The sequence below is a fragment of the Mycolicibacterium mageritense genome, assembly GCF_010727475.1.
GTDB lineage: Bacteria > Actinomycetota > Actinomycetes > Mycobacteriales > Mycobacteriaceae > Mycobacterium > Mycobacterium mageritense.
In genome coordinates this window covers 4,036,575-4,060,142 of sequence record NZ_AP022567.1, presented here as the reverse complement: position 1 = coordinate 4,060,142, position 23,568 = coordinate 4,036,575, and the positions used below count along the sequence as shown (strand labels likewise).

The following is a 23,568-nucleotide window of genomic DNA, read 5'->3' as shown; positions in this document are numbered from 1 at the left end:
CACGGCCTTGGCCGGGACCGGCACCGCCGGGTCGGCCATGGGCCTTCCGTGATGACGACGATGCCGCGCGAGGAATACTCCCCTCCACGAACGTCGAGAACTATAGCCCGTCGATGCAACCCTTGTCATCGGCAGGGGTGGCTGCGATATCCGTTGCGCCGCTTACCCTCCCAGGTTTTTCACAGTCGACTGCCAGGTTCGCCGCTCGGCGGGAAGCGGAACCGGGTCTGACCGTGCGGCGATTTCGCGAAGGCCAGCACCTTGTCCGGGACCACCCGAAACACCAGGGCGGCCGTGCCGGCCGGGTCGAAAACCTCGGCGTTGCAATCGAAATCCCAGTCGTCGCCATACTTGGCCCGGTAGGCGTCGGCCAGGCCGGTCAGCGTCGCGGCACCCGTGACGCGGACCGCCGAGCCCTCGATGACCACGTCGACACCCGCATTCCACGTGTTGGTTCCGGTCGTGACGACGACGGCTGCGCCGGACCGCAGGTTGCGCGCCTTCTGTTCGGCCGGCCCGGTGCAGAACACGAACGAGTCGTCGACCCACACCCCGACCAAGGGTGTGACGTGCGGACGCCCGTCGGCGCGCACGGTGGTCAACCAGTACAGCTCGGCGGTATCGAGCACGGCCGCGACGCCGTCCCACTCGGTCGGTTCGGTCGCCTCGCTGAAGCGCTGGTCGAGCTTGCCCGTGATCGTCATATCCGTACCGACTGCCTCGCCGTCACCAACTCATCGCGAGCAGACGCCGAGGTACCCCGACTGGCGCGTTGTGGGGTACCGCCGCGTCTGCTCGCCGGAGAAAAAGGTAGGACTCCTAAACTCAGCTCATGAGCAAGAGCCCGCTGCGCCGGCTGTCCGACCAGCTGTTGCTGACCAGCATGCGTCCCCCACTGACCGAACGGCTGCAGGCCCGCGGCGACATCGACCTCACCGGCAAGCGCATCTTGCTGACGGGTGCATCGTCGGGCATCGGTGAGGCCGCCGCGGAGAAGTTCGCCGCGCGCGGCGCCAGGGTCGTCGCGGTGGCCCGCCGCCAGGAACTGCTCGACGACCTTGTCGAACGGATCAGCCATGCCGGCGGCGATGCGCGGGCGCGCGCCGTCGACCTTTCCGACCTGGACGCGGTCGACGCGCTGGTGGCCGAGGTGGAGCAGGATCTCGGCGGCGTCGACATCCTGGTCAACAACGCGGGGCGGTCGATCCGGCGCCCGCTGGCCGAATCGCTGGACCGCTGGCACGACGTCGAACGCACCATGACGCTCAACTACTACGCACCGCTTCGGCTGATCCGCGGCCTCGCACCCGGCATGCGCGAACGCGGCGACGGGCACATCATCAACGTCGCGACCTGGGGTGTGATGAACGAGTCGTCGCCACTGTTCGCGGTGTACAACGCGTCGAAGGCCGCGCTGTCCGCCGTCAGCCGTGTCATCGAAACCGAATGGGCCGCACAAGGTGTGCACTCGACGACGCTGTATTACCCGCTCGTGAAAACCCCGATGATCGCCCCGACACGGGCGTACGACGGGCTGCCCGGCCTGTCCGCGGAAGAGGCCGCGGACTGGATGATCACGGCCGCCCGCACCCGGCCCGTACAGATCGCACCGCGGATGGCGGTGACGGCCAAGGCGCTCAACAGCGTGGCGCCCGGCCTCGTCGACGCCTTGATGAAACGCCAACGCGTGCAACCATCCTGATCACGGCCGGGTGATGCTGCGCGGCGTGAGCCCCAGCGATCGGACATGCTCGGCGATCGCGCCGAGGCTCGTGGTCCACACGTCGGTGTGCCCAAGCACGTAGCGCATCAGATCGTCGAGTTCAGCTGCGCGGGAAGCCCTTCCGGACAGGAACGGGTGATTGGTCAAGACCCAGCACGCACCCCGGCCGCGCAGCGCGTCGAACTCCAGCTGCCACAGTTCGCGGGCCTTGCGCGGGCTCTCGATCAGGCCGGAACCGGCGATGTCGGGCAGATAGCAGTACTGCTCCCAGTCGTCGAGCGCCCATTGAATCGGGATCTCGACGAGCGAGCCATCCCCCACCGCGAGTTCGTAGGGCGCGTCGGCATCCATCAGGCTGGAGTCGTACAGAAAACCCCGCTCGGCCAGCAGGGCCGGCGTGTGCCAGGACAGATCCCACATCGGTGCGCGATAACCCGCGGGCCGCACCCCCGCCACCTCGGCCAGCGCCGCCAAACCCCGGTCCAGCGCCTCGATCTCCTGCTCCAGGGTCAGCGCGGTCGGCTGTTCGTGCAGATAGCCGTGGTGGGCGATCTCGTGGCCCGCGGCCACGATGCTGCGGACCACGTCGGGATAGCGGTGCGCGGTGTGGCCCGGCACGAAGAACGTCGAGGCGATCTGATGACGCTCCAGCAGGTCGAGGATGCGCGGCACCCCGACGAGCGGCCCGTAGGCCTGGTGTGACATCACGCTCATCCGTGCCGCGGCGCCCTCGTTGCCCCACAGCACGGCGGATTCGGCATCCACATCGAACGTGAACGCCGCGGCGGCAGATTTCCCGGAAGGCCAACGCAATTCAGGCATCATCAGCCATCAGCGTAACGAGTTCGTACGCGAGATTGGCCGCGGCCACCGCGGTGACCTCACCGTTGTCGTAGGCCGGCGCAACCTCGACGACGTCGGCGCCCACGATCTGCAGACCCCGCATGGCCCGCAGGATCGCCACCAGCTCGCGGCTGGTCATACCGCCGATCTCCGGCGTCCCGGTGCCCGGCGCGAACGCGGGATCCATGACGTCGACGTCGATCGACACGTACACCGGATGATCGCCGACCCGCTGCCAGATCCGGTGGATGACACCGTCCACACCGATCCGGTCGATGTCGCGGCAGTGCACGATCGTGAACCCGAGCGATTCGTCGTCGAGCAGATCCTGCCGGTCGTAGAGCGAGCCGCGGATCCCGATGTGCGCCGAGCGGTCTTTGACCAGCAGGCCCTGCTCTGCGGCAAGCCGAAACGGGGTGCCGTGCGTGCACGGGGCGCCGAAATAGGGGCCCCACGTGTCGAGGTGAGCGTCGAAATGCACGAGCGCGACGGGGCCATGCACGCCGTGCACGGCCTGCAACGCAGGCAGCGCGATGGTGTGGTCCCCGCCGAGCAACACGACGCGTTGTTCGGGCCTGGTCAGCAGGCCTGCGACCCCGGTCCGAATCTGGTCGACGGCCTCACCGATGTCGAACGGGTTGGCCGAGATGTCGCCGGCATCGACCACCTGCGCGGCGGCGAACGGCGCCACGTCGAGCGCCGGGTGATACGGCTTGAGCAGCCGGGAGGCCTGCCGGATCGCGGCCGGGCCGAACCGGGCACCCGGCCGGTAGGTGACGCCGCTGTCGAACGGCACGCCCACGACCGCGATGTCGTGGTCGTCGACTTCGTGCCGCTGCGGCAGCCGCGCGAACGTCGCGATGCCCGCATACCGCGGCACCGCCCTCGCGTCGACCTGCCCGACCTTGCCCGTCGCCGACCGTACGTACGGCTGGCTCGTCACCTGCTCCCCTTCCGTCATGCCCTGGTCCTGGTGGATCCGCCGTTGCACGAGATCACCTGTCCGACCACGGCTTCCAGCCCGAAATCGGCCAGCAACTCCACGGCCGCGGCGATCTCGTCGGGAGAACCGATGCGGCCCAACGGAATCGACTCGGCGTAGCGCGCCTGCATGTCGGCCAGTGCGACACCCGCGGCCTCGGCGTCGACGTGCAGCTGCGGCGTGTCGGTCACACCGGGCGCGACCGCGTTGACGATGATCCGTTCGGGCGCCAACTCGCGGCCCAGCGACTTCACCAACGAGATCAGCCCGGATTTCGCTGCCGCGTACGCGGTTGCCCCCGGCCAGCCGGTCACACCCCATTCACTCGTGATCACCACGATGCGGCCCTGGCCCTGCCTGCGCATGTGCGGCAGCACCGCCTGGACCAGATGGAACGTGCCACCGAGGTTGGTGTCGACGACGCGCCACCAGTCCTGCTCGTCGTGTTCGAGCAGCGGCGCCATGGTCATGTAGGCGTGATTGGCTACCAGGATGTCGAGCCGTCCCGTCGCGGCCGCGACGTCGGCGGCGATCCGCGTACACACCTCGGGGTCCGACACGTCGCCCGGCGCGGTCAGTCCGCCGATCTCACGGGCCAGGCCGTCAAGCGCCTCGCTTGCGCGAATGTCGTTGACCGCCACGGTTGCTCCCGCCGCGGCCAACCGGCGCGCGTGCGCGGCACCCATGCCCTGCGCCGCACCGGTGACCAGTGCGACCCGCCCTTGCAGTGCGCTCATATCACGGCTCCCGAATTCACGTTGACGACGTCGCCGGTGCTGAACGTCGCGTCGCACACCAGGAACTCGACGCAGCGCGCCACCTCGGCCGGCGACGCGAGCCGGCCCAGCGGTAGCGTCCGCAGGTAATCCGCCTCCCGCCACGGTGAATCGGCCGCCAGCAGCGGGGTGTCGGTGGGCCCGGGCGCCACGGCGTTGACGCGCACGCCCCGGTCGGCGACCTCGGCCGCCAGGCTACGCACCAGCCCGAGGATCGCGCCCTTGGCCGCGGCGTAATGGGCGTCCTGGTCGGCACCGCCGACGGCGAGCTCACTAGCCACCGCCACAACCGCGCCCGACCGGCGCTCGAGCATGTCCGGCAGGCAGGCCCGCGTGGCGTTGGCGAGCCCGCCGAGGTGCACACGCAGCATCCGGCGCCACGCCTGCGCGGAGATGTCGGAGACCGGCACCATCTCGTAATGGCCCGCCGAGGTCACCAGCGCTCCGACCGGGCCGAGCCGTGAACGCATCTCGGCGACCGCGGCGGCCACCGCGGGTCCATCCGAAACGTCCACCGCCACAACATGGTCGGCGTCGGCCCGGCCGCTGAGGTCCAGCGCGCCGACCACATACCCGCGCCTGCGCAGTGCCGCCACGACCGCGGCGCCGATCCCGCTCGCACCGCCCGTGACGATCGCGACCTCACTCACCGGCAACCACCTTGTCGTCGTCCCGCTCGTCGGTGGCCTCGAGGTCGTCGATCACCGCGACACTGACGATGCGGTGCCGCACCGACATCAGGATCGCCAAACCGACCGCGACGACGACCGCCACTCCGATCCACACCGACCAGTCCAGATACCGCTGGTCGTACACCGCACGGGGCCAGGAGATGTTGAGCATCTGCAGGACCGCCCAGACGGCGGCCACCACGGCCACCGGAACCGTCGCGCGGCCGAGCGTGAACGCGCCGTCGGTCCACGCCCGCCGCGCCAGCACGACGACGAACCCGATCAGCGGGAACAGGAACGCCAGATAGAACCCGCCGGTGGTGAAATTGACCATGAGCGAGTAGATGTCGCCCGCGACGGTGCTCAGCAGGAACAGGGCGCCGCCAACCACTGTGGTGACGAGGATCGCCACGACAGGGATGCGGGCCTTGCCGCGCAGCCGCGACAGCACCGCCGAGGACGGCAGCGCACCGTCGCGCGCGTAGGCCCAGATCACGCGTGACGCGGAGGTCTGCAAGGCCAGGAAACTGGCCAGGAAGCCGATGACGAACAACACCTCGACCGGCTTGGCGATACCGTGTCCCAGTGCGGCCGTGAGGGTTTCGTACACCGGGTCGGCCACCGAGCCGGCCACGACCGCGTCCAGGTCCGGGATCGCCAGGATGATCGCCAGGCTCGAATACGCGACCACCAGCGCGATGAAGGTCAGCGAGAACAGCACGGCCTTCGGCAGATAGCGCCGTGGTTCGTGCACCTCTTCCGCGATGGCCCCGGCACTTTCGAAGCCCACGAACGAGAACCCGATGAACGCCACGGCGATCAGGAACGGCCCGGTCAGGTACGACCAGGTGTCCGCAGCACCACCACCGCCGTCGAACAACACCGACAACGAGTTCTGCCGGTGGAACAGCAGCAGCCACGTGCCCAGGCCGATCGAGCCGATCACCTCGGCCACGATGCTCGCGGTCATGAACACCTTGAGGGCCCCGCGCCCCACGAGGTTGATCGCGGTGCCGCCGATGAGGATCGCCAGTGCGATGGCGGCACGAAGTCCACCCGACGGTGCTTCCACCCCTGCAATGTTGGCGACGAATCCCGCCGCGCCGAGTGCGACGGTGGCCATCGCGATCACCAGCGTCCACATGTACACCCAGCCCGCGAACCAGCCGTACGACGTGCCGAGCAGCCGGCGCGACCATTGGTAGATCGAACCCTCCAGCGGCCAGCGCGACACCAGCATCGCGAAAACCAGGGCGACCAGCATCTGGCCGCCGAAAACCAGCGCGAAACCCCACCAGAAACTCGGGCCTGCCGCGGCAAGGGCGAGGCCGAAGATGCCGTAGAGCGCGACGATCGGCGAGATGAACGCGAAGGCGAACGCGAACGCCGACCATAGCGAGAATTCGCGTCGCAGCACGTGCGACTCGTCGGGTGAAGACTCGGGTTCGGACACGGTGTGCTCCCTTTACTTGGTTGGACGAACTATCACGCCGCCGCCGTCACCGCGCCAAGGGTTCCCGCGCAAGACGCTGCGAAGCCACCGTCACCCACCCCCGGCATTGGAGGATCGAACAACGGTCCGGCCGCAGACACGTGACGACGGCGTTACGCTCGGTCGGTGTCAGACCGCAGCGATGTCGCACCGACACTGCGTGACCTGCTCGGCTCCAATCTGGGGCTGCTCACCCCGGATACCGTCACCGGTGACCTCGACCGGCCGATCAGCTGGGTGCACACCACCGAGTTGCGGGATCCGTCCCGCTATCTGCGCGGTGGCGAGCTGGTCTGCACGGTGGGCATCAGCCTGCAGACCGCCGAGGATTCGTCGGCCTTCGTCGCGTCGCTGAGCGGTGCGGGTGTGGCAGGCGTGTGCTTCGGCATCGGCGACGTGCACGACGCGGTGCCCGGTCCGTTGGTCGCGGCGTGCGCCCGCAACCAGCTGCCGCTGTTGATAGCGCCGCCCAGCGTCCCGTTCGCGACCGTGAGCCGCTACGTCGCCGACTTCCAGTTCGGCGGTGAGATCGCCGTGGCGCGGGCAACGAACACCCTTGTCCCCGAATTGCTTTCGTCGCAACGCCGACGTGAGTCGGTGCGCGAGTTGCTGGACCGCGCCGGTCAGGTGCTCGGCTGCTACTTCCTGCTCGAACCCGAGGGCTCGACCGAGCCTGGCGGCCTGGCGGTGCCGGTCGACGGGCTGGGTGCGCTGGTGTGGGTGGGCAGCGGCGAACCGCCCGAGAAACCCGTGCTCGACGTGATCGTGCGGTTCGTCCAGGCCGCCCAGGGCGAACGCGACATCGAGGCCGCGCTGGCCCGCGAACGCGTCGGGCAGTTGCTGTCGTTGGTGGAACGGCGAATGCTGCTGCCAGATGCGCTCAATCAACTGTTGGACTGGCCTGGCCTGACGACGCGTGAAGTCGCGTGTTCGGCGTGGCCGGCCGGTGCGGGCGCACTGCTGTCGATGGCCTTCCCGGCCGCACTGGTGGGTGACGCGCCGGAGGTGTGCCTCGTCGTCACCGACGGAACCAGCGGCCTGGCCGACGTCGCGGCCGAGCTGTCGCTGCCGTCGGGGCATTCGGCGCCGGGCCCGCTGGCTGAGCTCGGCTCGGCAATCACGCAGGCGCGCATCGCACTCGGCCTCGCCCAGCAGCACGGCGGCAGCATCGGCCCCGATCAACTGAGCACGTTCGACAGCCTGCTGGAGGGCCTGCCGCTGAACCGGCTCGCACCGTTCAAGAACCAGTTGATCGATCCGCTGGACGAGATCGACCAGGAGCGCGGAACGCAGCACGTGCGCACGTTGCGAGTGTTCCTGGCCACCAACGGCTCCCTCGTCGACACCGCGCGCGAACTGTTCCTGCACACCAACACCGTGCGGCACCGGCTGTCCCGCATCCACGAGCTCACCGGGCGCAACCCACTCGTGTTCGAAGACCAGGCGGCATTCGCGATCGGGCTGAGGGCCAGCGACCGGGCCCGCCGCATGACCGGCCGCGCGGACTGATCACCGTGTCGCGCCACGAGCGGAACACCGCGCGTGGTAGACACGAGCCATGGAGATCCTGGCCAGCCGGATGCTGATCCGGCCGGTGGACTACCCGAAATCGGTTGGGTTCTACCGCGATCAGCTCGGTCTGGCGATCGCCAGGGAATACCCCGGAGGCACGGTGTTCTACGCCGGGCAGTCACTGATCGAGATCGCAGGCCACCACACGCCCGCCGAGTCCGGCGTGTTTCCCGGTGCATTGTGGCTGCAGGTCCGCGACGTCTACGCGACGCAGGCCGAGCTGGAAAGTCGCGGCGTGCAGATCACCCGTGCGGCAACACAGGAGCCGTGGGGGCTGCACGAGATGCATGTGACCGATCCCGACGGCGTGACGTTGATTTTCGTCCAGGTACCCGACACGCACCCGCTGCGGCGCGACACGAGGAACTGAAAACCCCCGGCACGAGGCCGGGGGTTCTCGCCGGTCAAGTGAGTTTCAGCGAACCGGGGACGCCAGCGGCCAGCCGACCGAGGCCAGCCGGGACGCCACCTGATGGATCTCTTCCGGGTTGGGTGCGGTCTCGGTGATGCGGTGGATCGCATCGCGGATCTCGCTGTCGGTCACCGGATTGTCGCCGTCGTTGGACCGCAGGATCGACTGCGCGGCCTTGACCACCTGATCCTCGGTGAGCGAACGCTTCAGCAGGGCCAGCAGTGGGAAATAGTCCTTGGGCGGTACGCCCTCCGGGTAGCCCTCGTGCAGCCAGCCCAGCACGTTGTCGATGACGCCGTTGTTTTCGGTCACGGTGGTCAGCTCACTTCTTCGGCAGGAACGGGAAGAGGTCGACACCCGTGTGGTGGATGATCGTGGTCCGGGTGATCCACAGGATGGCGATGACGACCACCGCGCCCACGAACGTGAAGAGCGCCAGGCCGAGGAACTTCAGTGCCGGATTGGGCGCCTGCGTGGTGCCGTCGCTGTTGGTGCCGCCGGATCCGTTCGAGAACGCGACCAGCCCGGTGGCGAACACCGCAGGCAGTCCGGCGCCGAGGATCAGCCCGACCACGAGAACCTTGAAGATGGATTCCAGATAGATCATCGGTGATTCCTAGTCTTTGTCAGGTCGTCCGGTGGCGATCAGACGGCGGCTTTGTCGGTGCTGCCCGTGGTGGCCTCGCGAACTTCGGCGGGTACCACCGAGTTGGTCGAGGCGTCCCAGTCGGCGTTGACGTTCTTGTGGTCGACCTTCTGCTGCTGGGCACGCCACCACATGTAGAAGGACAGGCCCACGAGGATCAGGAAGATGAGACCGTCGCCGGCGAGCGCAGCCCCGGTCAGTGCCTCGACCCCGTGCGAGAGCCAGAACGACAGCGCGCCGACGATGCCTGCGGCGGGCAGGGTGACCAGCCAGGCCAGCGCCATGCGGCCGGCCACGGCCCAGCGCACCTCGGCGCCCGGCTTGCCGACGCCGCTACCGAGGATCGAGCCGGTCGCCACGTGCGTGGTGGACAGCGCCATTCCCGCGGCGCTCGAGCTCAGGATGATCGCGGCCGAGGATGCTTCGGCGGCGAGGCCCTGCGGGGATTCGATCTCGACGAGGCCCTTGCCCAGGGTGCGGATGACGCGCCAGCCACCGATGTAGGTACCGAGGCCGATGGCGAGGGCGCAGCTGAAGATGATCCAGAACGGCAGGCCGTTCTCCTTGACATCGCCCGACAGATGGCCGGTGGTGATGAGCGCGAGCGCGATGACACCCATGGTCTTCTGGGCGTCGTTGGTGCCGTGCGACAGCGCGACGAGCGAGGCCGTCGCGATCTGACCCCAGCGGAAGCCTTCCTCGCGACGGTTCTTCGAGACATTGCGGGTGATGCGGTAGACCAGCCAGGTGCCGCAGGCCGCGACCAGGCCCGCGATGAGCGGCGCGGCGACCGCGGGGATCAACACCTTCTGGGTGACGCCCGCCCAGTTGACCCCGGCCAGACCGATCGCGGCCAGGCCCGCACCGATGAGTCCGCCGAAGAGCGCGTGCGACGAACTCGAGGGGATGCCGAACAGCCAGGTCAGCAGGTTCCACAGGATGCCGCCGATGAGGCCCGCGAAAATGATGGTCAGGCCGGTCGAGGCGTCGATCGAGGGGATCAGCGCGCCGGTCTTGGAATCCTGGATCTTCAGCACCGAACTGGTGACCGTGATGGCGACCTCGACCGAGAGGAACGCGCCGACCAGGTTCAACACACCGGCCAGGAGCACCGCTGTCTTCGGCTTGAGTGCCCGCGTGGCGATCGAGGTCGCCATGGCGTTGCCGGTGTCGTGAAAGCCATTGGTGAAGTCGAAGGCCAAGGCTGTTGCTATCAGCAACACCAGAATGATCAGCTCTGCGCTCATGGCGCTAATTCTGGGGGACCGGAGTCGATTTTGACCAGCTGATAGGGCATCTAAACTGACACTCTCACCAGGCAATTCAGCTAGCATCGAAATGAGTTCACCGACTGTTCATCTGTGCGCCCCGACGTGTTCGCCGGGCGCGGCAAGCCATGCCCGTGCAACCGATAAGTTCACTGGGCGCCGACAGTGACCCGCCCCACTACCATCGGGACAGTCATCGGTGTAGTCATATGACCGCAACAGTCACCCGGTCCCATCAGGAGTTGGCGCAGTGAACGCATTTCTGGCAAAGATCGCGGCCTGGCTCAACGCCGGATACCCCGAGGGTGTCCCCGGACCAGACCGGGTGCCCCTGCTCGCCCTGCTGACCCGCCGCCTCACCAACGACGAGGTAAAGGCAGTGGCGCGGGATCTCATCGACCGCGGCGATTTCGACCACATCGACATCGGAGTGCTGATCACCCAGATCACCGACGAACTGCCGCGGGACGAGGACGTCGAACGCGTCCGCGAGCGCCTCGCCGCCAAGGGCTGGCCGTTGGACGATCCCCGCGACGACGTGGACCCCACCGACACCGGAGGCCCGGCATAGCCGTCCTGCGCCCGGTCGCCGTCGACGCGTCGGCGCTGTCCCTGCTACCCGTGCTCGACGAGGTGCTGAAGGGTCGCGGCGATGCCGTGCTGCCCGTGCCCGCACACGACGACCGTCAGGCCGCGCTGCTGACGACCAGCCTGCGGGCCGGCGAACCCATCGACGGCGACGTCGCCGTCGTGGTCTCGACCTCGGGCACGACCGGAACTCCCAAGGGCGCCATGCTGACCACGTCGGCCCTGGTCGCCAGTGCCGAGGCCACGCATCGGCGCCTCGGCGGTCCCGGCCGCTGGCTGCTGGCCCTGCCCGCCTATCACGTCGCGGGGTTGCAGGTGCTGGTGCGCGGCATCGTCGCGGGAACCACCCCGGTGGCTGTCCCGGCCACCGCCGACGCGGCCGAACTGGCGTCGGCGGTCCACGCGCTGGGCGCCGGCCGACGGTACGCGTCTCTGGTGGCCGTGCAACTGGACAAGGCTTTGCATGATCCGGCCGCCACCGCGGCGTTGGCCGAGCTGGACGCCGTGCTGATCGGCGGCGGACCGATGCCTGCCGGGGTCGCCGAACGCGCCGCGGCAGCGGACATTCGCGTCGTGCGCACCTACGGCATGAGCGAAACCGCCGGCGGCTGCGTGTACGACGGGGTGCCGCTGGACGGGGTTTCGGTGCGCTTCGACGATTCTCGGATCGTGCTGGGCGGGGCTACCGTCGCCAAGGGTTACCGCAACCCCGTCAGCCCGGACCCGTTCGCCGAGCCCGGCTGGTTTCGCACCGATGACATTGGCATGGTGGATGATTCGGGTGTACTGCGTGTTCTGGGCCGGGCCGACGACGCGATCAGCACGGGCGGCCTCACGGTGTTTCCGCAACTGGTCGAGGCGGCGCTGGCCACCCATTCCGCGATCGCCGACTGTGCGGTGTTCGGGGTGTCCGATGAGCGGCTGGGCCAACGTGTGGTGGCGGCCCTGGTGCTCGCGCCGGGCGCCGAGCAACCCGGACTGGCCGACGTGCGAGCGCATGTGGAGCAGACACTCGACGCCACCGCGGCTCCGCGCGAGATCCACGTGGTGGGCGAATTGCCGCGGCGAGGCATCGGCAAGCTCGACCGGCGCGCGCTCGTCACGCGATTCGGATGAGCTAGGCGAGCGGAAGGGTGTCCTTGACGAGCGTGTCCGGCTCACCCGCGCAGAACGCCGTGATCAACAGATAGATGTTCTCGTTGGCTGCCGCCAGCGGACGGTCCAGCAGCACCGCCAGATCATGGGCCGCGCTCTTCTGCTCATCGACACCCATGCCCATGAACTCGCCGCAGGTGAGCCCGAGTAGGCCCGGATCACCCGCGGCCGGCGGCTCGGAGGTCTGCGTCGTCGTTTGCGTCGTGGTGGCGTCCTCGCTCACCGAGGTACCCGTGTCCGGCCCGGCGACCGGGGTGCCGTCCACCGCATTCGCGCACGCGGCAACAGCCAGCGCCAAGGCCGCCAGCAGCACCGTTGTCTTGCGCATGCGCTGAATGTACTGGACACGGCGGGCCACCGACGGCGAAGCGGTCATGGTGGACGACCGCGCCCAAGATCGTGCAGGCATGATGGAAGGCATGCGCCGTGAAGTGAACACCGTGGAGGAGCTGCGCGCCATCGTCGGCCACCCCAACAAGTACGTCGCCAACAAGGTGACACCGCGACTGTCCGACGCACAGCAGGATTGGGTGGCGGCATCTCCGCTGTGTTTCGTCGCGACGACCGACGCCGAAGGCCGTGTCGACGTGTCCCCCAAGGGTGACCCGCCGGGTTTCGTACGGGTGATCGACGACACCACGATCGCGATTCCGGAGCGGCCGGGCAACAAGCGGGTCGACGGCTATCTCAATGTGCTGCAGCGCCCGCATGTCGGCACGGTGTTTCTCATCCCCGGCCGGGGCGACACGCTGCGCATCAACGGCACTGCCCGGATCCTTTCCGACGCAGACTATTTCGATGACCTGGCGGTCAACGGCAAGCGGCCGATCCTGGCGCTGGAAATCGACATCGAAGAGGTGTTCTTTCACTGCGCCAAGGCATTTCTCCGCTCGGACACCTGGAAGCCGGAGACCTGGAACCCGTCCGCGGTCCCCTCGGTCGCGCAGCTGGCCAAGGCGTTCAAGCCCGACTTGAGCCAGAAGGAACTCGACGACTATTACAGCGAAGACAGCCTGCGCAAGATCCTGTACTGATCAGCCGGCCTTCACCAGGATCGCCCGGGTGTAGAGCAACTGGAACCCCCTGCGCTGCACGTTCTGCTGGGATTTCGACCCGGGCGCGGTGGTGACGACGGCGATGTCGCAGCCTGCGGCGGCTGCATCGGCCAGCCGGACCGACAGCAACGCGCTCTGCACACCGCGGCGCCGATAGGCCGGAGCGGTCGCCGCGCCGGTCAGCTGCGCGACGCCTTCTGTGAACCGGACGCTCCCGCCACCGGCGACGTTCCCTTCACACAGCGCGATATATGGTGTGGCACCCGCCTTTTCGAAGTCACGCTCGGCACGTTCGATGACATCGCGCGGGAACTCCTCATGGCTGGGCACTCCCTCGCCGTCCGGATGCGCGAAGCCGTCTACCACGACATCCACCCACGCCGTGACATCGTCGGCGCGATGCACCTCGACGCCTGCGGGCAGTTGCGGCTGCTCGTCACCGGCCACCGGTCGGCCGAGCACATTCTCGAACCCGGCCAGTCGATAGCCGCGGCGCGTCAGCAGCTCCCCGAGCCCAGGATCGGCGAGGTTGGACAGCTCCACCTGAGTCGCGGCGTTCATCCGCTCGATCGCGTCCAGTTCCGCCGCGTCGGGCGCACTCGCGAAGCCCAGCCCCACGACCTTGTTCATGGGCGAACCGTCTTCGGCGAAGCAGGCAAACCCACCAGCGACCGCTGTCACCAGGCCGGGCGCTCCCCTGTCCCGGGCGGCCTCGGTGGCCGCCACGATGAGCGCCGCCTCGGCCTTCTCGATGCGCTCAGCCAGATCGATACCGCAGAACAGGTCGGAGTTCACGCCGGCTACCTTCGCACCGCCACGCGGGCGTCGCCACCGAATTTGTGCGCTGCCCCGAGGGCGTCCCCGAGAGTCCAGATCGCGACCCCGATCAGAACCAGATCTTTCAGCAAGAACTGGCCGGGTTGTGCGCCCAGCACCGGGATGGGCCCAGCATGGTTGACGATCACACCCGGAGTCGTGAAAAGGAAGCTCAGCGTGCCGACGAACAACCCCACGGCCATCGCGCTGCCGAGTGCGGAGAGCCGAGGCCACCAGGGCCGCAGGGCAATCAGAACCGCCGCGACGATTTCCGCGGAACCCAGCGTCGCGGCGACCGCTCCGGCGCTGAGGACGTGATAGATCCACGACATGAACGGACTGTGCTCGATGAGAACACGGGCCTCCATCTTCACGTACTTCCCGATGCCGATCCAGGCCAACACGATCACGAGGCCGTACCGACTCAGGGTCTGGCCGACCGTGGTGAGTCGCGATGCCATGCTCGCCGTCATGTGGTCCTCCGATCTCCCGCTGTCCACGATGCGTGACCGGCGACCCGAATTCGACCGTGCGCGGCCGCGCGTCACCGAAACGTCAGGAAAACCGCGGCGGCGTCCGCCTAGGCTGGGCGGCATGCAGATCGGGCGCCGGGAAATTGTCGCGGCGACCATCGGTCTGCTGCTGGTCGTGGCGGCGTTCGTGGTGCCACACCTCAACCTCGGCATCGTCACGCCGCTCATCAACAGCACCGCGGCACAGATCTACAGCTTCGCCGACACCGCACCGATCTTCGGTTGGTGGAAGGCCCACGTCGGATGGGGCACCGTCCCGGCGATCGTCATCGGCGCCGCGGCCGTGTGGTGGGGCCCTTCGGTGGCCCAGCGACTGCCCTGGCGCGCGCTGCCCTGGGTGACGTGGGCGACGTCGTGCCTGTGGGCGTTCTCGCTGGCCATGATCGACGGCTGGCAGCGCGGCTTCGCCGGCCGCTTGACTGCGCGCCACGAGTACCTGCGGCAGGTGCCCGGCATCACCGACATCCCCGCGGCGCTGCGCACCTTCTCGTCCAGAATCCTGGACTTCCAACCCGATTCGTGGATCACCCACGTGTCGGGACATCCACCCGGCGCGCTGCTCACCTTCGTGTGGCTCGACCGCATCGGACTCGGCGGCGGGGCATGGGCGGGGCTGCTGTGCCTGCTGGTCGGTTCCAGTGCCGCAGCCGCGATCGTCGTCGCGATGCGAGCGCTGTCCGACGAGTCGACGGCCCGGCGCGCGGCCCCGTTCGTGGCGGTCGCCCCGACGGCGATCTGGATCGCGGTGTCGGCCGACGGATACTTCGCCGGTGTCGCGGCGTGGGGCATCGCGCTGCTGGCACTGGCCGTGCGAGGCGCTGCCCGGCATCCGATGGTCACGGCAGGAGCGGCCGGACTGCTGCTGGGATGGGGCATCTTCTTGAATTACGGCCTGGCACTGATGGCATTGCCCGCGGTGGCCGTGCTGTGCGCCGCGCGCGATCGACGGGCCGCCGCACGCGCGCTCACCGCCGCGGCGCTCGCCGCAATCACCGTCGCGGCGGTGTTCCTGCTGACCGGATTCTGGTGGTTCGACGGCTACACCCTTGTCCAGGAACGCTATTGGCAGGGCATCGCCAACAATCGGCCGTTCCAGTACTGGGGCTGGGCCAACCTGGCCTCGGTGGTGTGCGCCGTCGGGCTGGGCAGCGTCGCGGGCCTCGGCAGGCTCTTCGACATCGACGCGGTCAAGCACCGGTCCGGCTTCCATCTGGTGCTCATCGGCGCGCTGCTGGCCATCGTGTGTGCGGATCTGAGCATGCTCAGCAAGGCGGAGACCGAACGCATCTGGTTGCCGTTCACCGTGTGGCTGACCGCCGCGCCCGCGCTGCTGCCGCCACGGTCACACCGCTGGTGGCTGGGGGTCAACGTGATTGGGGCACTCGTGCTCAACCACGTCATCCTCACCAACTGGTAGGTACCGTCATGCGCGCCGGCGTCTGACCAACAGCTGGTACACCGGCACGGCCGCCCACACCGCGGCGAGCGAAACCCACAAGGCCACGGGGTAGTTGCGGTCCAGCACAGTCGGATTGTCCGGGCGGGCGCCCGGCCTGCCGTATACGGGTACCGCCAGCAGCACCAGCACGACGCTGCACAGCGCCGCGACGCCCACCGCAGCCCACCAGGAACGTGGAATCAGCCGGCGCCCCGCGAAACCCAACGCGACACAGGCCGGCGCGAAGACCAGATCGTGCGCCACCACCGCGACCAGCGCCCACACCGCGATGCGCACGATGATGACCGGCGGGTTGTCGCCGACGAGCGTGACCCCGTATGCGGCCAGCAGAATGCCGCAGAGCCCGATCACCCACCGCAGCAGCGTCATCCGGCCACCTCGATGCGGGAAAGCCATTTCGTCTGCAGTACGCCGGGCCGGCTCGGCGCGATCAATCGGCAGGGATAGCCGTGGTCGAGATCCAGCGTCTCACCGTTGAGCCGCAACGCAATCAGCGTCTGCGCATCCCGTGCATGGCGGGCGGGCAGGATGCTGCGCGAATACGGTCCGGGCGGTTCCAGTGAGATCATGCGCACGTCGTCGTCAGGTGACCCGCCCACCGTGGCCACCAGATCGGCCAGCACCACGCCCGTCCATTCCGCGTCGACGCTCCAGCCCTCCACACACGCGATCGGTAACCGGTGGGTGGCCTGTGGCAGTTGCTCCAGTTCGGCCAGGGTGAAAGCACGGACCGTGGCGCCATTGACCACCGTCAGGCGGTAGTCGCGCGACTGTGCGCTGCGCAGCACACCCGCGGCGAGCGCCGAGCGGTTGACCGGAACACCTTGCGGCCCTTGGCCGGAGCGCGGCGCCAGCACCGAGACCCGGCGCAGCAACGGCACCGCTTGTCCGACCGTGGCCAACGTCGCCAATGCGACCGCCAGGCCCGTGCCGTAGAGCACCGTGCGGCGCGTGGGGCCGGCTGCGGCGTCGGTGCGCGGCTCCAGCGGGGTGTCGAACGCGGCGCGGATCACCGGCAGCTTGACCGCGACGTGTACCAGCACCGCGCCGGCCGCCACGTAGGCCACCGCGTAGTGAGCCGTGGTGAAGAAGAACCGAAAGGCATACCACTGCGCGATGTTCAACAGACCCGTGGACAATTCGAACAGGACGGCGCCGACCAGGACCAGGATCGAGAGGCGTTCGGCCTGACGCAGCGGACCGCCGATCACGGGACGCTCGAACAGCTTCGGCCACACCGACCAGAGCTTGACCACTGCGAGCGGGATCGCCGCGATACCCGAGGCGACGTGCAATCCCTGGGTGAACCGGTACAACCACACCGGCCGCGTCGGCCAGACAAACCACGGCTGCGGATGCTGGAGGAAATGACTGATCAATCCGGTGACGAAGCAGATCCCGATGGCGACGCCGAGGGCCATGCCCACGCGTGCGGTGACGGCGGTGCCGCGCAGCGTGGTCGTCACGCGGCCAGGCTCGCGATCACCCGGGAGCCGACCGGCTGAATGCCGGTCACCGTAAGGCCGACATCGTCTGCCAGGCGCGCCACGCAGTCGACACCCACAGTGGCCCAGCGGAACCACGGACCGATCGTCCTGGTCGATTCCAGCCTCACCCAGCTGACGCGGACACCGCGCGCCACGGGGTCGAACTCGGCCACGCAGCGGCCACCGCGGCGCAGCAGTTCCCCGGCCCGCTGCAGCACGCGCCACGGATCACCGTCCAAGCCGACATTGCCGTCGGCGAGCAGCACGGTGTGCCAGCGTCCGGCGCCCGGCAGCGGTCCGAACAGATCCCGCCGCAGCACGGGCGCACCGCTGCGCCGGGCCAGTTCGACCGCAGCGGCGGACTGGTCGACGCCGAGCGCAGGCACGCCCCGCTGGATCAGGTCCGCGACCAATCGTCCTGGGCCGCAACCCAGATCGATGGTCGGACCACTGCACAGACTGAGCACCGCGCGGTCGAAGGTCCGGTCGGCGTGCCGCCCGCCGAGCCAGTTGCGGACCGGCAGGGTCCGCACGTGACCGTCGTCGTGGCGGATCCAGCATCGCTCGCCGCCGAGCGCACGCTCGTAGAGCTGACCCAACACGTCATACCCCCGCGGCCAGCGTCACGTGGGTGAACCTGCTTCCCGGGGCGCACATGCGACGCACGATCTCGACGTCGGCCACCGTGTCGACGTCGGGCATTGCACAAACCTGCTCCACGGACAGTCCTGTGTCGCGCAACGCCGCCAGCGTTACAGCACCGGTGTCGGCCTGCGACATCGGCACGCCCACCAGGCACCGGGCCGTGACAGGATCCCGCACGCCCAGCAGCCACCAGCCGCCGTCGGCGGCCAGACCGAGCACCGCGTCGGCACCGACCAGCGCGCTCGCACAGTCCTCGATGAGCCGTGCCGTGACTTCCGGGGTGTCCATACCGATCTGCAGCACCGGCAGCCCGGTCACCGCGCCGGCATCGGCATGCGCGTTCGCCAGGCGTTCGGCGAAGCTGCCGCCACGCTGCGCGATGACGGTGAAATCCCTCAACCGGTCCTGGATTTCGGCACCGTCGTGGGCCCGCCCCAGGTCGCCGGTCAGCGCCACCACTCGCGCCTGCACCGGCGCCGCAGCCACCGCATCGAGCGTGTCGAGCAGCGCGGCCGCCGCGATCGCAGCCGCCGCATCGGCGCCGACGGCCGCCGCGAGTCGCGTCTTGGCCAGCCCTGCCACCGGAGCCTTGGCCACCACCAACACCGAAACCGGGATCGTCGTCATGAGAGGGCCTTCCAAAAGTCCAGCGCCGCAATCACACTGCCGCGCAACGAGCCGCTGACCTTGGACCGGCCACCGGTACGCGGCCCGTAGGCCACATCGCGTTCGGCCACCCGCCACCCCGCGTGTGCCGCGCGGACCAGCAGTTCCAGCGGGTACCCCGAGCGCCGGTCGGTGATCCCGAGCGCCAACAGCGGATCCCGGCGCGCGACCCGCATGGGCGCTATGTCGTGCACCGGCACCCCATAGCGCCGGCGCAGCCGCCAGCACACCACCGCGGTGCCCAGCCTGGCGTGCCACGGCCAGCGCAGCCCCGGCGTGGGCCTGCGACGGCCGATCGCCAGGTCGGCACCGCGGTCCAGCTCGCCGACCAACGCGGGCAGCGCACCCGGATCCATCGAACCGTCGGCGTCGAGCACGGCCACGATCGGCGTCGTCGCCGCGACCACGCCGGCATGCACCGCGGATCCGTAACCCGCGCGCGGCTCGGCCACCACCTCGACACCGTGCGCGTGAGCCACCTCGGCGGTGCCGTCGGTGCTGTTGTTGTCGACCACGACCACGCGATAGCCGGCCGGAACCGCCGCCAGCACCGCGGGCAGCGATTCCGCCTCGTTCAGACACGGCAGCACGACCGTGACCTGAGCGGCATCTGTGGCCATGTCATTCGACGGTAGGCCGGTCGGGTGCCCGTGACCATGGGGCAACCGTGACAAAACCATGACATCGGCGCTGGTGGCGAAGGTTCAGGACTAGCCTCGTAAGTTGTGACGCGGGTATTGATCGCCGACGACGACATCGTCGTGCGCGATGTGGTCCGCCGCTACCTCGAGCGGGACGGTCTGCAGGTGTCCATCGCGCACAACGGCGCGGAGGCCATGCGCTTGCTGCAGACCGAGCACATCGACGTCGCGGTGCTCGACGTCATGATGCCGGGGCCCGACGGCCTGTCACTGTGCCGTGACCTCCGCAGCGACGGCGACTACAGCCTGCCGGTGATCCTTCTGACCGCGCTCGGCGAGGAGGACGACCGCATCGCCGGGCTCGAAGCCGGAGCCGACGACTACCTCACGAAGCCGTTCAGCCCGCGCGAACTCGCGCTGCGCGTGCGCTCGGTGCTGCGGAGAACGCACGGCACCGCGTCGACCACCCCCGCGACCCTCACGGTGGGCGGGCTCACGGTGTCGACGACCGCGCGTTCGGTCACCGTCCACGGCACACCCGTGAGCCTCACCAACCGCGAATTCGACCTCCTGGTGTTCTTCCTGACCCACCCCGACACCGTGTACTCCCGCGAAGACCTGCTGAAACTCGTGTGGCGCTGGGATTTCGGCGACATGTCGACCGTCACCGTGCACGTCAAACGGTTGCGCTCCAAGCTCGGCGACCAGCATCACGTGCAGACCGTGTGGGGCCGCGGCTATCTGTGGAACGGGAATCCGCATGCCGGGCAATGACTTCTGGCAGATCATCGGGTGGGCGCTGGCCTGCTCGATTCCTGTCGTGGTGGCGGGAGCCATCGCGATCCGGCTGGCGCGCAACTGGTCTCTCGCGGTCAGCATGGTTGCGCTGGTGCTCATCCCGACGCTCGCGACGTTCACCGGTGTGCTCGGTGCCAGCGGGTTCATGATCACCGAGACCTTCCAGCGCACCGCCGTCGTGCTGGTGATCGTCGCGGTGGTGACCATCCCCGCGGCCGTCATGCTGGCCCGCTATCAGGCCCGGCGCACCATGTGGGAGCAGGAGATCCGCGAATCCGAACGCGCCGCCGAGCACTCCAGGCGGCAACTCGTCGCGTTCGTCAGCCATGACCTGCGGACCCCGCTGGCCGGTATCCGTGCGGTGTCCGAGGCCATCGCCGACGGCGTGGTGTCCGACGAAGAAGTTCGCCTGCACGCCAAGCACATCGAGCAAGAATCGATCCGGCTCTCCGAGATGGTCGACGATCTGTTCGAGATGTCGAAGATCAACGCGGGCGCCGTGCAACCCGCACATGAGCAGGTGGCACTCGACGAGGTCGTCGACGACGTGCTGGCCGCGCACCGGATCGCGGCCGAACGTGCCGGCGTCGCACTGAAAGCCGAGCTGCCCACCGAGCCGGTCCGCGTGGTCGGCAGTGACCGTGCGCTGGTGCGTGTGCTGTCGAACCTCATCGCGAACGCGATCGCGCACACCCCCGACGGCGGCGTCGTCACCCTGACGGTGGGATCCGACGACACAGGCGCCTGGGCCCGCGTCGACGACACCGGGGTCGGCATCGACGAGGCGGACCTGCCGCGGGTGTTCGACATCGCCTACCGCGGGTCCAACGGCCGTGTGCCACGCGCCGATTCGTCGCTGCCCAGTGGGTCGGGTCTCGGCCTGGCGATCGCCGCGGGCCTGGTGGCGGCCCACGGCGGCTCGCTCTCGGCGCACAACCTGGCTGCCGGGGCGCGATTCGAGGTGCGGCTGCCGTTCGCGGAGTAGTGTCGTGCGTCGAATCTGAGCTGGTGTCCCATTTTCGGGCCGAAATTGACAAACAAGCTCAGGTTCGGCGGACTCGGAACCTAGTCGGGCAGCGAGTTGCTCAGCCGTTCGGTGGCCGCCAGATAGTCCTCGATGAACTCCCGCACGACTTCGCGGGCCGGTTTGACCTTGTTCATCAATCCGACGCCCTGGCCGACGAAATAGGTGGCCAGCGCCTGCGCACCCGGATGTCCCTGCGCGGCAAGCACATCGATGCGCCGGATGACGGGCTCGGCGAGCATGTTCTGCAGGGGCAGCGGCAAGGTCTGGTGCCCTGCGGGATTGGGCTGCCACGCATCGGTCCACTCCGAGACCAATTGGCGTGCCGGCTTGCCGGTCCGGCCCGTCGACCGGACGGTGTCGCGGGAGGTCGCCGCGAGCATCTTCTGCACGGTGTGCGGTGCGGTCTCGGCCTCTTCGGTCGTCAACCACACCGACCCCGTCCACGCCCCGTCGGCACCCAGCGCCACCGCGGCCGCCATCTGCCGTCCGGTGACGATGCCGCCCGCCGCGAGCACGGGAACCTGACCGCCGATCGCGTCCAGCACTTCGGGGATCAGCACCATCGTCGTCACCTCGCCGCAATGGCCACCGGCTTCCGTGCCCTGCGCGACGATCAGATCCACCCCGGCCTGCACCTGTTTGACGGCATGCTCACGCGCACCCACGAGCGCCGCGACCGGCACGCCCCGCTCCCGGCCGGCCTCGATCATGTAGTCGGGCGGCACGCCGAGCGCGTTGGCGATCAGCTTGATGGGGTGGCTCATCGCGACGTCGAGCAGATCCCTGCCGGTGTCGCCGGACAGCGACGAACCGCCCAGGCGTTGCTCGGGCTCGGGCTCGATGCCGTGGTCTTTGAGCAATTGCGCGACGAACTCGCGGTATTCGGCGGGGATCCGCTCGCCGAGCTGCCCCCGGCTCAGGTTCTCGCCCTTGCCCTCGAACTTGGCGGGCACGATGATGTCCGCGCCATATGGTTTGCCGCCGACCTGCCCGTCAATCCAGGACATCTCGCGGTCGAGTTGTTCGGGCGTGTAGGCAGTCGCACCGAGCACGCCGAAGCCCCCGGCGTTGGTGACCGCAGCGACCACGTCCCGACAGTGACTGAAGGCAAAGAGCGGAAAGTCGATACCGAACTGTTCACAGATGGCGGGTTTCACCCCGTCAGTATTGGCACGCAGACTTGACGGGTGTCAACTGTCTCACGCCGGATCGTGCTTGAAGCTGACCTTCACCACACCATGGTCACCGGTCCCGACGTCCTTCTGGTTGTCGAAGTTGAGGTGGTCGTTGTTGATGACGAGGCCGTCGAACAGCCAGCGCCGCTTGCGGCTGTTGTCGTAGAACTGCTCGCTGACCAGCACGTGGTCCAGGGATTCCCGCAGATCCTGATGGACGTGCGTGTAATAGACGTCGCGGGTGTCGCGGTACTCCTGCAACGTCTGGGCGGTGTACAGACCGACGTCGGCGCCGCCGCGCGAATCCCCGACGAGGTACCGGGGCTGTTCGGTGAGGATGTTGGCGGTGTTGCTCGTCTGCCCGTCGTTGATGTCGCCAAGCACGATCACCGGCGTCGCCGTTTCCTTCATGACCGAGGTCAGCATCACCCGCACGGCGGTCGCCTCTGCCGTCCGGCGGATCGTGGAAAGCGCTGCGCCCAGCGCGGTTTGATGCGGCTTGTACAGGTCGGGGTCCGCCGCGAACCAGTTCTCGGCGTTCACCGCGGTGGGCAGCTTCGACTTCAGGTGCACGACATACACCTCGGTGGCCGGCTCGTCATCGCGCAGCTTGACCTGAAAGTTGAGCACCGGCCGGGAGAACTTGTTGATGGTGACGTTGATCCGCGGCGCCTGCGGATCGTTGGCATCCTCGGTCGACTGCAGCTTCACCGCGTCGGGAAACCGTTCCTCCCAACGCGGTTCGCCGACCAGCAGGCCTTTACGCACCAGCGCACCACAGACGATCTTCTTGCCGGTCGCGGGTTTCGCGAGCACGTCGTACCGGTCCTTCAGCTCATCGCTGCCCGCGGCCAGCACCTTCTCCAGCGCCGTCTTGCTCCACAATTCCTGCAGGCCGACGACATCGGGATTCAGCGTTTCCAGTTGCCACGCAGTCCACCACGCCTTGTTCTTGAACTGGTCTTCTGTCCATGCGGCGCCGTGGTACATCTCCTTACCCGCGTCCTGCAGGTTGAACAGGTTGAAGGTCGCGACACTGAACCGCTCGAGCTCCATGGCTCCTGCATACGCCGGCCTGCGGACGGCACAAGGGCTGTCACCGATCGATGGGTAAACGTTCCGCGGGTCGCGACGCGCG

At 68.4% G+C, this 23,568-nt stretch carries 28 protein-coding genes; 9 read left to right on the top strand and 19 right to left on the bottom strand.

The window, feature by feature from the left end:
• Positions 1-179: 179 nt before the first annotated feature.
• Entirely contained in the window at positions 180-704 is a 525-nt protein-coding gene (locus tag G6N67_RS19580; RefSeq protein WP_036429444.1) for a pyridoxamine 5'-phosphate oxidase family protein, read from the bottom strand.
• A 128-nt stretch (positions 705-832) separates the two neighbouring features.
• On the opposite strand from G6N67_RS19580, the gene G6N67_RS19575 reads away from it, so the two are divergent.
• Positions 833-1,702: an SDR family oxidoreductase gene (locus tag G6N67_RS19575; RefSeq protein WP_036429445.1), complete on the top strand. Its 870-nt coding sequence runs from the start codon at positions 833-835 to the stop codon at positions 1,700-1,702.
• Here the strand turns inward: G6N67_RS19575 and G6N67_RS19570 are convergent, their stop codons facing one another.
• Genes G6N67_RS19570 through G6N67_RS19550 form a run of 5 tightly spaced genes read right to left on the bottom strand, consistent with a single transcriptional unit; the run spans position 1,703 to position 6,448 of the window.
• The gene (locus G6N67_RS19570; RefSeq protein ID WP_110798340.1) at positions 1,703-2,545 is read right to left on the bottom strand and encodes a polysaccharide deacetylase family protein; all 843 of its coding nucleotides are present in this window, start codon (positions 2,543-2,545) and stop codon (positions 1,703-1,705) included. It abuts the gene before it with no gap.
• Positions 2,538-3,527, bottom strand: coding sequence for an agmatinase (gene speB, locus G6N67_RS19565; protein ID WP_179976736.1), 990 nt, complete (start codon positions 3,525-3,527; stop codon positions 2,538-2,540). Before speB ends, G6N67_RS19570 begins: the two co-directional genes overlap by 8 nt.
• Complete coding sequence (locus G6N67_RS19560; RefSeq protein WP_036429447.1) at positions 3,524-4,285, bottom strand: SDR family NAD(P)-dependent oxidoreductase; 762 nt, start codon at positions 4,283-4,285, stop codon at positions 3,524-3,526. The genes speB and G6N67_RS19560 overlap by 4 nt, the downstream gene beginning before the upstream one ends.
• A complete protein-coding gene (locus G6N67_RS19555) occupies positions 4,282-4,974 on the bottom strand; it encodes an SDR family NAD(P)-dependent oxidoreductase (protein ID WP_036429448.1) in 693 nt (230 codons plus the stop codon). The genes G6N67_RS19560 and G6N67_RS19555 overlap by 4 nt, the downstream gene beginning before the upstream one ends.
• Positions 4,967-6,448 carry an APC family permease gene (locus tag G6N67_RS19550; protein WP_036429449.1) on the bottom strand — a complete coding sequence of 494 codons (1,482 nt, stop codon included), beginning with the start codon at positions 6,446-6,448 and terminating at the stop codon, positions 4,967-4,969. Before G6N67_RS19550 ends, G6N67_RS19555 begins: the two co-directional genes overlap by 8 nt.
• Before the next feature lie 165 nt (positions 6,449-6,613).
• Here G6N67_RS19550 and G6N67_RS19545 point away from each other — a divergent pair, with 165 nt between their 5' ends.
• Positions 6,614-7,996, top strand: a complete 1,383-nt coding sequence (locus tag G6N67_RS19545; RefSeq protein ID WP_081812420.1) for a PucR family transcriptional regulator — start codon at positions 6,614-6,616, stop codon at positions 7,994-7,996.
• Positions 7,997-8,045: 49 nt separating this feature from the next.
• A complete protein-coding gene (locus G6N67_RS19540) occupies positions 8,046-8,429 on the top strand; it encodes a VOC family protein (protein ID WP_036429450.1) in 384 nt (127 codons plus the stop codon).
• Between the two features lie 45 nt (positions 8,430-8,474).
• On the opposite strand, the gene G6N67_RS19535 is transcribed toward G6N67_RS19540, so the two are convergent.
• Genes G6N67_RS19535 through G6N67_RS19525 form a run of 3 tightly spaced genes read right to left on the bottom strand, consistent with a single transcriptional unit; the run spans position 8,475 to position 10,364 of the window.
• A complete protein-coding gene (locus tag G6N67_RS19535; protein ID WP_036429451.1) occupies positions 8,475-8,783 on the bottom strand; it encodes a DUF3349 domain-containing protein in 309 nt (102 codons plus the stop codon).
• A gap of 10 nt (positions 8,784-8,793) precedes the next feature.
• A complete protein-coding gene (locus G6N67_RS19530) occupies positions 8,794-9,078 on the bottom strand; it encodes a hypothetical protein (protein ID WP_036429452.1) in 285 nt (94 codons plus the stop codon).
• Positions 9,079-9,116: 38 nt separating this feature from the next.
• Positions 9,117-10,364 (bottom strand): inorganic phosphate transporter, encoded by a 1,248-nt coding sequence (locus G6N67_RS19525; RefSeq protein WP_036429454.1) that lies wholly within the window; start codon positions 10,362-10,364, stop codon positions 9,117-9,119.
• Between the two features lie 271 nt (positions 10,365-10,635).
• On the opposite strand from G6N67_RS19525, the gene G6N67_RS19520 reads away from it, so the two are divergent.
• Together G6N67_RS19520 and menE are read left to right on the top strand one after the other, a co-directional pair.
• Complete coding sequence (locus tag G6N67_RS19520) at positions 10,636-10,956, top strand: DUF3349 domain-containing protein (RefSeq protein WP_036429457.1); 321 nt, start codon at positions 10,636-10,638, stop codon at positions 10,954-10,956.
• Positions 10,957-11,006: 50 nt separating this feature from the next.
• Positions 11,007-12,089, top strand: a complete 1,083-nt coding sequence (menE, locus tag G6N67_RS19515) for an o-succinylbenzoate--CoA ligase (RefSeq protein WP_407663288.1) — start codon at positions 11,007-11,009, stop codon at positions 12,087-12,089.
• Between the two features lies 1 nt (position 12,090).
• On the opposite strand, the gene G6N67_RS19510 is transcribed toward menE, so the two are convergent.
• A complete protein-coding gene (locus tag G6N67_RS19510) occupies positions 12,091-12,456 on the bottom strand; it encodes a hypothetical protein (RefSeq protein ID WP_036429458.1) in 366 nt (121 codons plus the stop codon).
• Between the two features lie 91 nt (positions 12,457-12,547).
• On the opposite strand from G6N67_RS19510, the gene G6N67_RS19505 reads away from it, so the two are divergent.
• Entirely contained in the window at positions 12,548-13,162 is a 615-nt protein-coding gene (locus tag G6N67_RS19505; RefSeq protein WP_036434565.1) for a pyridoxamine 5'-phosphate oxidase family protein, read from the top strand.
• On the opposite strand, the gene G6N67_RS19500 is transcribed toward G6N67_RS19505, so the two are convergent.
• Together G6N67_RS19500 and G6N67_RS19495 are read right to left on the bottom strand one after the other, a co-directional pair.
• On the bottom strand, positions 13,163-13,978 hold the full coding sequence (locus G6N67_RS19500; protein ID WP_036429459.1) for a GNAT family N-acetyltransferase: 816 nt from the start codon (positions 13,976-13,978) through the stop codon (positions 13,163-13,165). It lies immediately after the preceding gene.
• A 5-nt stretch (positions 13,979-13,983) separates the two neighbouring features.
• A complete protein-coding gene (locus tag G6N67_RS19495; RefSeq protein WP_036429460.1) occupies positions 13,984-14,472 on the bottom strand; it encodes a DUF417 family protein in 489 nt (162 codons plus the stop codon).
• Between the two features lie 121 nt (positions 14,473-14,593).
• Here G6N67_RS19495 and G6N67_RS19490 point away from each other — a divergent pair, with 121 nt between their 5' ends.
• Positions 14,594-15,949: a hypothetical protein gene (locus tag G6N67_RS19490; protein ID WP_036434567.1), complete on the top strand. Its 1,356-nt coding sequence runs from the start codon at positions 14,594-14,596 to the stop codon at positions 15,947-15,949.
• Between the two features lie 6 nt (positions 15,950-15,955).
• Here the strand turns inward: G6N67_RS19490 and G6N67_RS19485 are convergent, their stop codons facing one another.
• Genes G6N67_RS19485 through G6N67_RS19465 form a run of 5 tightly spaced genes read right to left on the bottom strand, consistent with a single transcriptional unit; the run spans position 15,956 to position 19,409 of the window.
• Complete coding sequence (locus G6N67_RS19485; protein WP_036429463.1) at positions 15,956-16,360, bottom strand: hypothetical protein; 405 nt, start codon at positions 16,358-16,360, stop codon at positions 15,956-15,958.
• A complete protein-coding gene (locus tag G6N67_RS19480) occupies positions 16,357-17,412 on the bottom strand; it encodes a molybdopterin-dependent oxidoreductase (RefSeq protein ID WP_051578866.1) in 1,056 nt (351 codons plus the stop codon). Before G6N67_RS19480 ends, G6N67_RS19485 begins: the two co-directional genes overlap by 4 nt.
• A gap of 41 nt (positions 17,413-17,453) precedes the next feature.
• Positions 17,454-18,080 (bottom strand): methyltransferase domain-containing protein, encoded by a 627-nt coding sequence (locus G6N67_RS19475; RefSeq protein WP_036429465.1) that lies wholly within the window; start codon positions 18,078-18,080, stop codon positions 17,454-17,456.
• Position 18,081: 1 nt separating this feature from the next.
• Entirely contained in the window at positions 18,082-18,750 is a 669-nt protein-coding gene (locus G6N67_RS19470; protein ID WP_036429466.1) for a TIGR04282 family arsenosugar biosynthesis glycosyltransferase, read from the bottom strand.
• Positions 18,747-19,409, bottom strand: a complete 663-nt coding sequence (locus G6N67_RS19465) for a glycosyltransferase family 2 protein (protein ID WP_036429467.1) — start codon at positions 19,407-19,409, stop codon at positions 18,747-18,749. Before G6N67_RS19465 ends, G6N67_RS19470 begins: the two co-directional genes overlap by 4 nt.
• Before the next feature lie 105 nt (positions 19,410-19,514).
• Here G6N67_RS19465 and G6N67_RS19460 point away from each other — a divergent pair, with 105 nt between their 5' ends.
• Together G6N67_RS19460 and G6N67_RS19455 are read left to right on the top strand one after the other, a co-directional pair.
• Positions 19,515-20,204 (top strand): response regulator transcription factor, encoded by a 690-nt coding sequence (locus tag G6N67_RS19460; RefSeq protein WP_036429469.1) that lies wholly within the window; start codon positions 19,515-19,517, stop codon positions 20,202-20,204.
• Entirely contained in the window at positions 20,191-21,213 is a 1,023-nt protein-coding gene (locus tag G6N67_RS19455) for a sensor histidine kinase (RefSeq protein ID WP_036429470.1), read from the top strand. The genes G6N67_RS19460 and G6N67_RS19455 overlap by 14 nt, the downstream gene beginning before the upstream one ends.
• Before the next feature lie 80 nt (positions 21,214-21,293).
• Here the strand turns inward: G6N67_RS19455 and G6N67_RS19450 are convergent, their stop codons facing one another.
• Complete coding sequence (locus G6N67_RS19450) at positions 21,294-22,412, bottom strand: NAD(P)H-dependent flavin oxidoreductase (protein WP_036429472.1); 1,119 nt, start codon at positions 22,410-22,412, stop codon at positions 21,294-21,296.
• A 42-nt stretch (positions 22,413-22,454) separates the two neighbouring features.
• Positions 22,455-23,486, bottom strand: a complete 1,032-nt coding sequence (locus G6N67_RS19445) for an endonuclease/exonuclease/phosphatase family protein (protein WP_036429474.1) — start codon at positions 23,484-23,486, stop codon at positions 22,455-22,457.
• Positions 23,487-23,568 lie beyond the last annotated feature (82 nt).

Excerpts from the sequence above, each read along its gene's own strand:
- G6N67_RS19540 (WP_036429450.1), top strand. The coding sequence starts at position 8,046 with ATGGAGATCCTGGCCAGCCGGATGCTGATCCGGCCGGTGGACTACCCG.
- G6N67_RS19525 (WP_036429454.1), bottom strand. The coding sequence starts at position 10,364 with ATGAGCGCAGAGCTGATCATTCTGGTGTTGCTGATAGCAACAGCCTTG.
- G6N67_RS19510 (WP_036429458.1), bottom strand. The coding sequence starts at position 12,456 with ATGCGCAAGACAACGGTGCTGCTGGCGGCCTTGGCGCTGGCTGTTGCC.
- G6N67_RS19455 (WP_036429470.1), top strand. The coding sequence starts at position 20,191 with ATGCCGGGCAATGACTTCTGGCAGATCATCGGGTGGGCGCTGGCCTGC.
- G6N67_RS19445 (WP_036429474.1), bottom strand. The coding sequence starts at position 23,486 with ATGGAGCTCGAGCGGTTCAGTGTCGCGACCTTCAACCTGTTCAACCTG.
- G6N67_RS19580 (WP_036429444.1), bottom strand. The coding sequence starts at position 704 with ATGACGATCACGGGCAAGCTCGACCAGCGCTTCAGCGAGGCGACCGAA.
- G6N67_RS19560 (WP_036429447.1), bottom strand. The coding sequence starts at position 4,285 with ATGAGCGCACTGCAAGGGCGGGTCGCACTGGTCACCGGTGCGGCGCAG.
- G6N67_RS19530 (WP_036429452.1), bottom strand. The coding sequence starts at position 9,078 with ATGATCTATCTGGAATCCATCTTCAAGGTTCTCGTGGTCGGGCTGATC.
- G6N67_RS19575 (WP_036429445.1), top strand. The coding sequence starts at position 833 with ATGAGCAAGAGCCCGCTGCGCCGGCTGTCCGACCAGCTGTTGCTGACC.
- G6N67_RS19480 (WP_051578866.1), bottom strand. The coding sequence starts at position 17,412 with ATGGCCCTCGGCGTCGCCATCGGGATCTGCTTCGTCACCGGATTGATC.
- G6N67_RS19465 (WP_036429467.1), bottom strand. The coding sequence starts at position 19,409 with ATGGCCACAGATGCCGCTCAGGTCACGGTCGTGCTGCCGTGTCTGAAC.
- G6N67_RS19470 (WP_036429466.1), bottom strand. The coding sequence starts at position 18,750 with ATGACGACGATCCCGGTTTCGGTGTTGGTGGTGGCCAAGGCTCCGGTG.
- speB (WP_179976736.1), bottom strand. The coding sequence starts at position 3,527 with ATGACGGAAGGGGAGCAGGTGACGAGCCAGCCGTACGTACGGTCGGCG.
- G6N67_RS19505 (WP_036434565.1), top strand. The coding sequence starts at position 12,548 with ATGCGCCGTGAAGTGAACACCGTGGAGGAGCTGCGCGCCATCGTCGGC.
- G6N67_RS19495 (WP_036429460.1), bottom strand. The coding sequence starts at position 14,472 with ATGACGGCGAGCATGGCATCGCGACTCACCACGGTCGGCCAGACCCTG.
- G6N67_RS19570 (WP_110798340.1), bottom strand. The coding sequence starts at position 2,545 with ATGCCTGAATTGCGTTGGCCTTCCGGGAAATCTGCCGCCGCGGCGTTC.
- G6N67_RS19490 (WP_036434567.1), top strand. The coding sequence starts at position 14,594 with ATGCAGATCGGGCGCCGGGAAATTGTCGCGGCGACCATCGGTCTGCTG.
- G6N67_RS19485 (WP_036429463.1), bottom strand. The coding sequence starts at position 16,360 with ATGACGCTGCTGCGGTGGGTGATCGGGCTCTGCGGCATTCTGCTGGCC.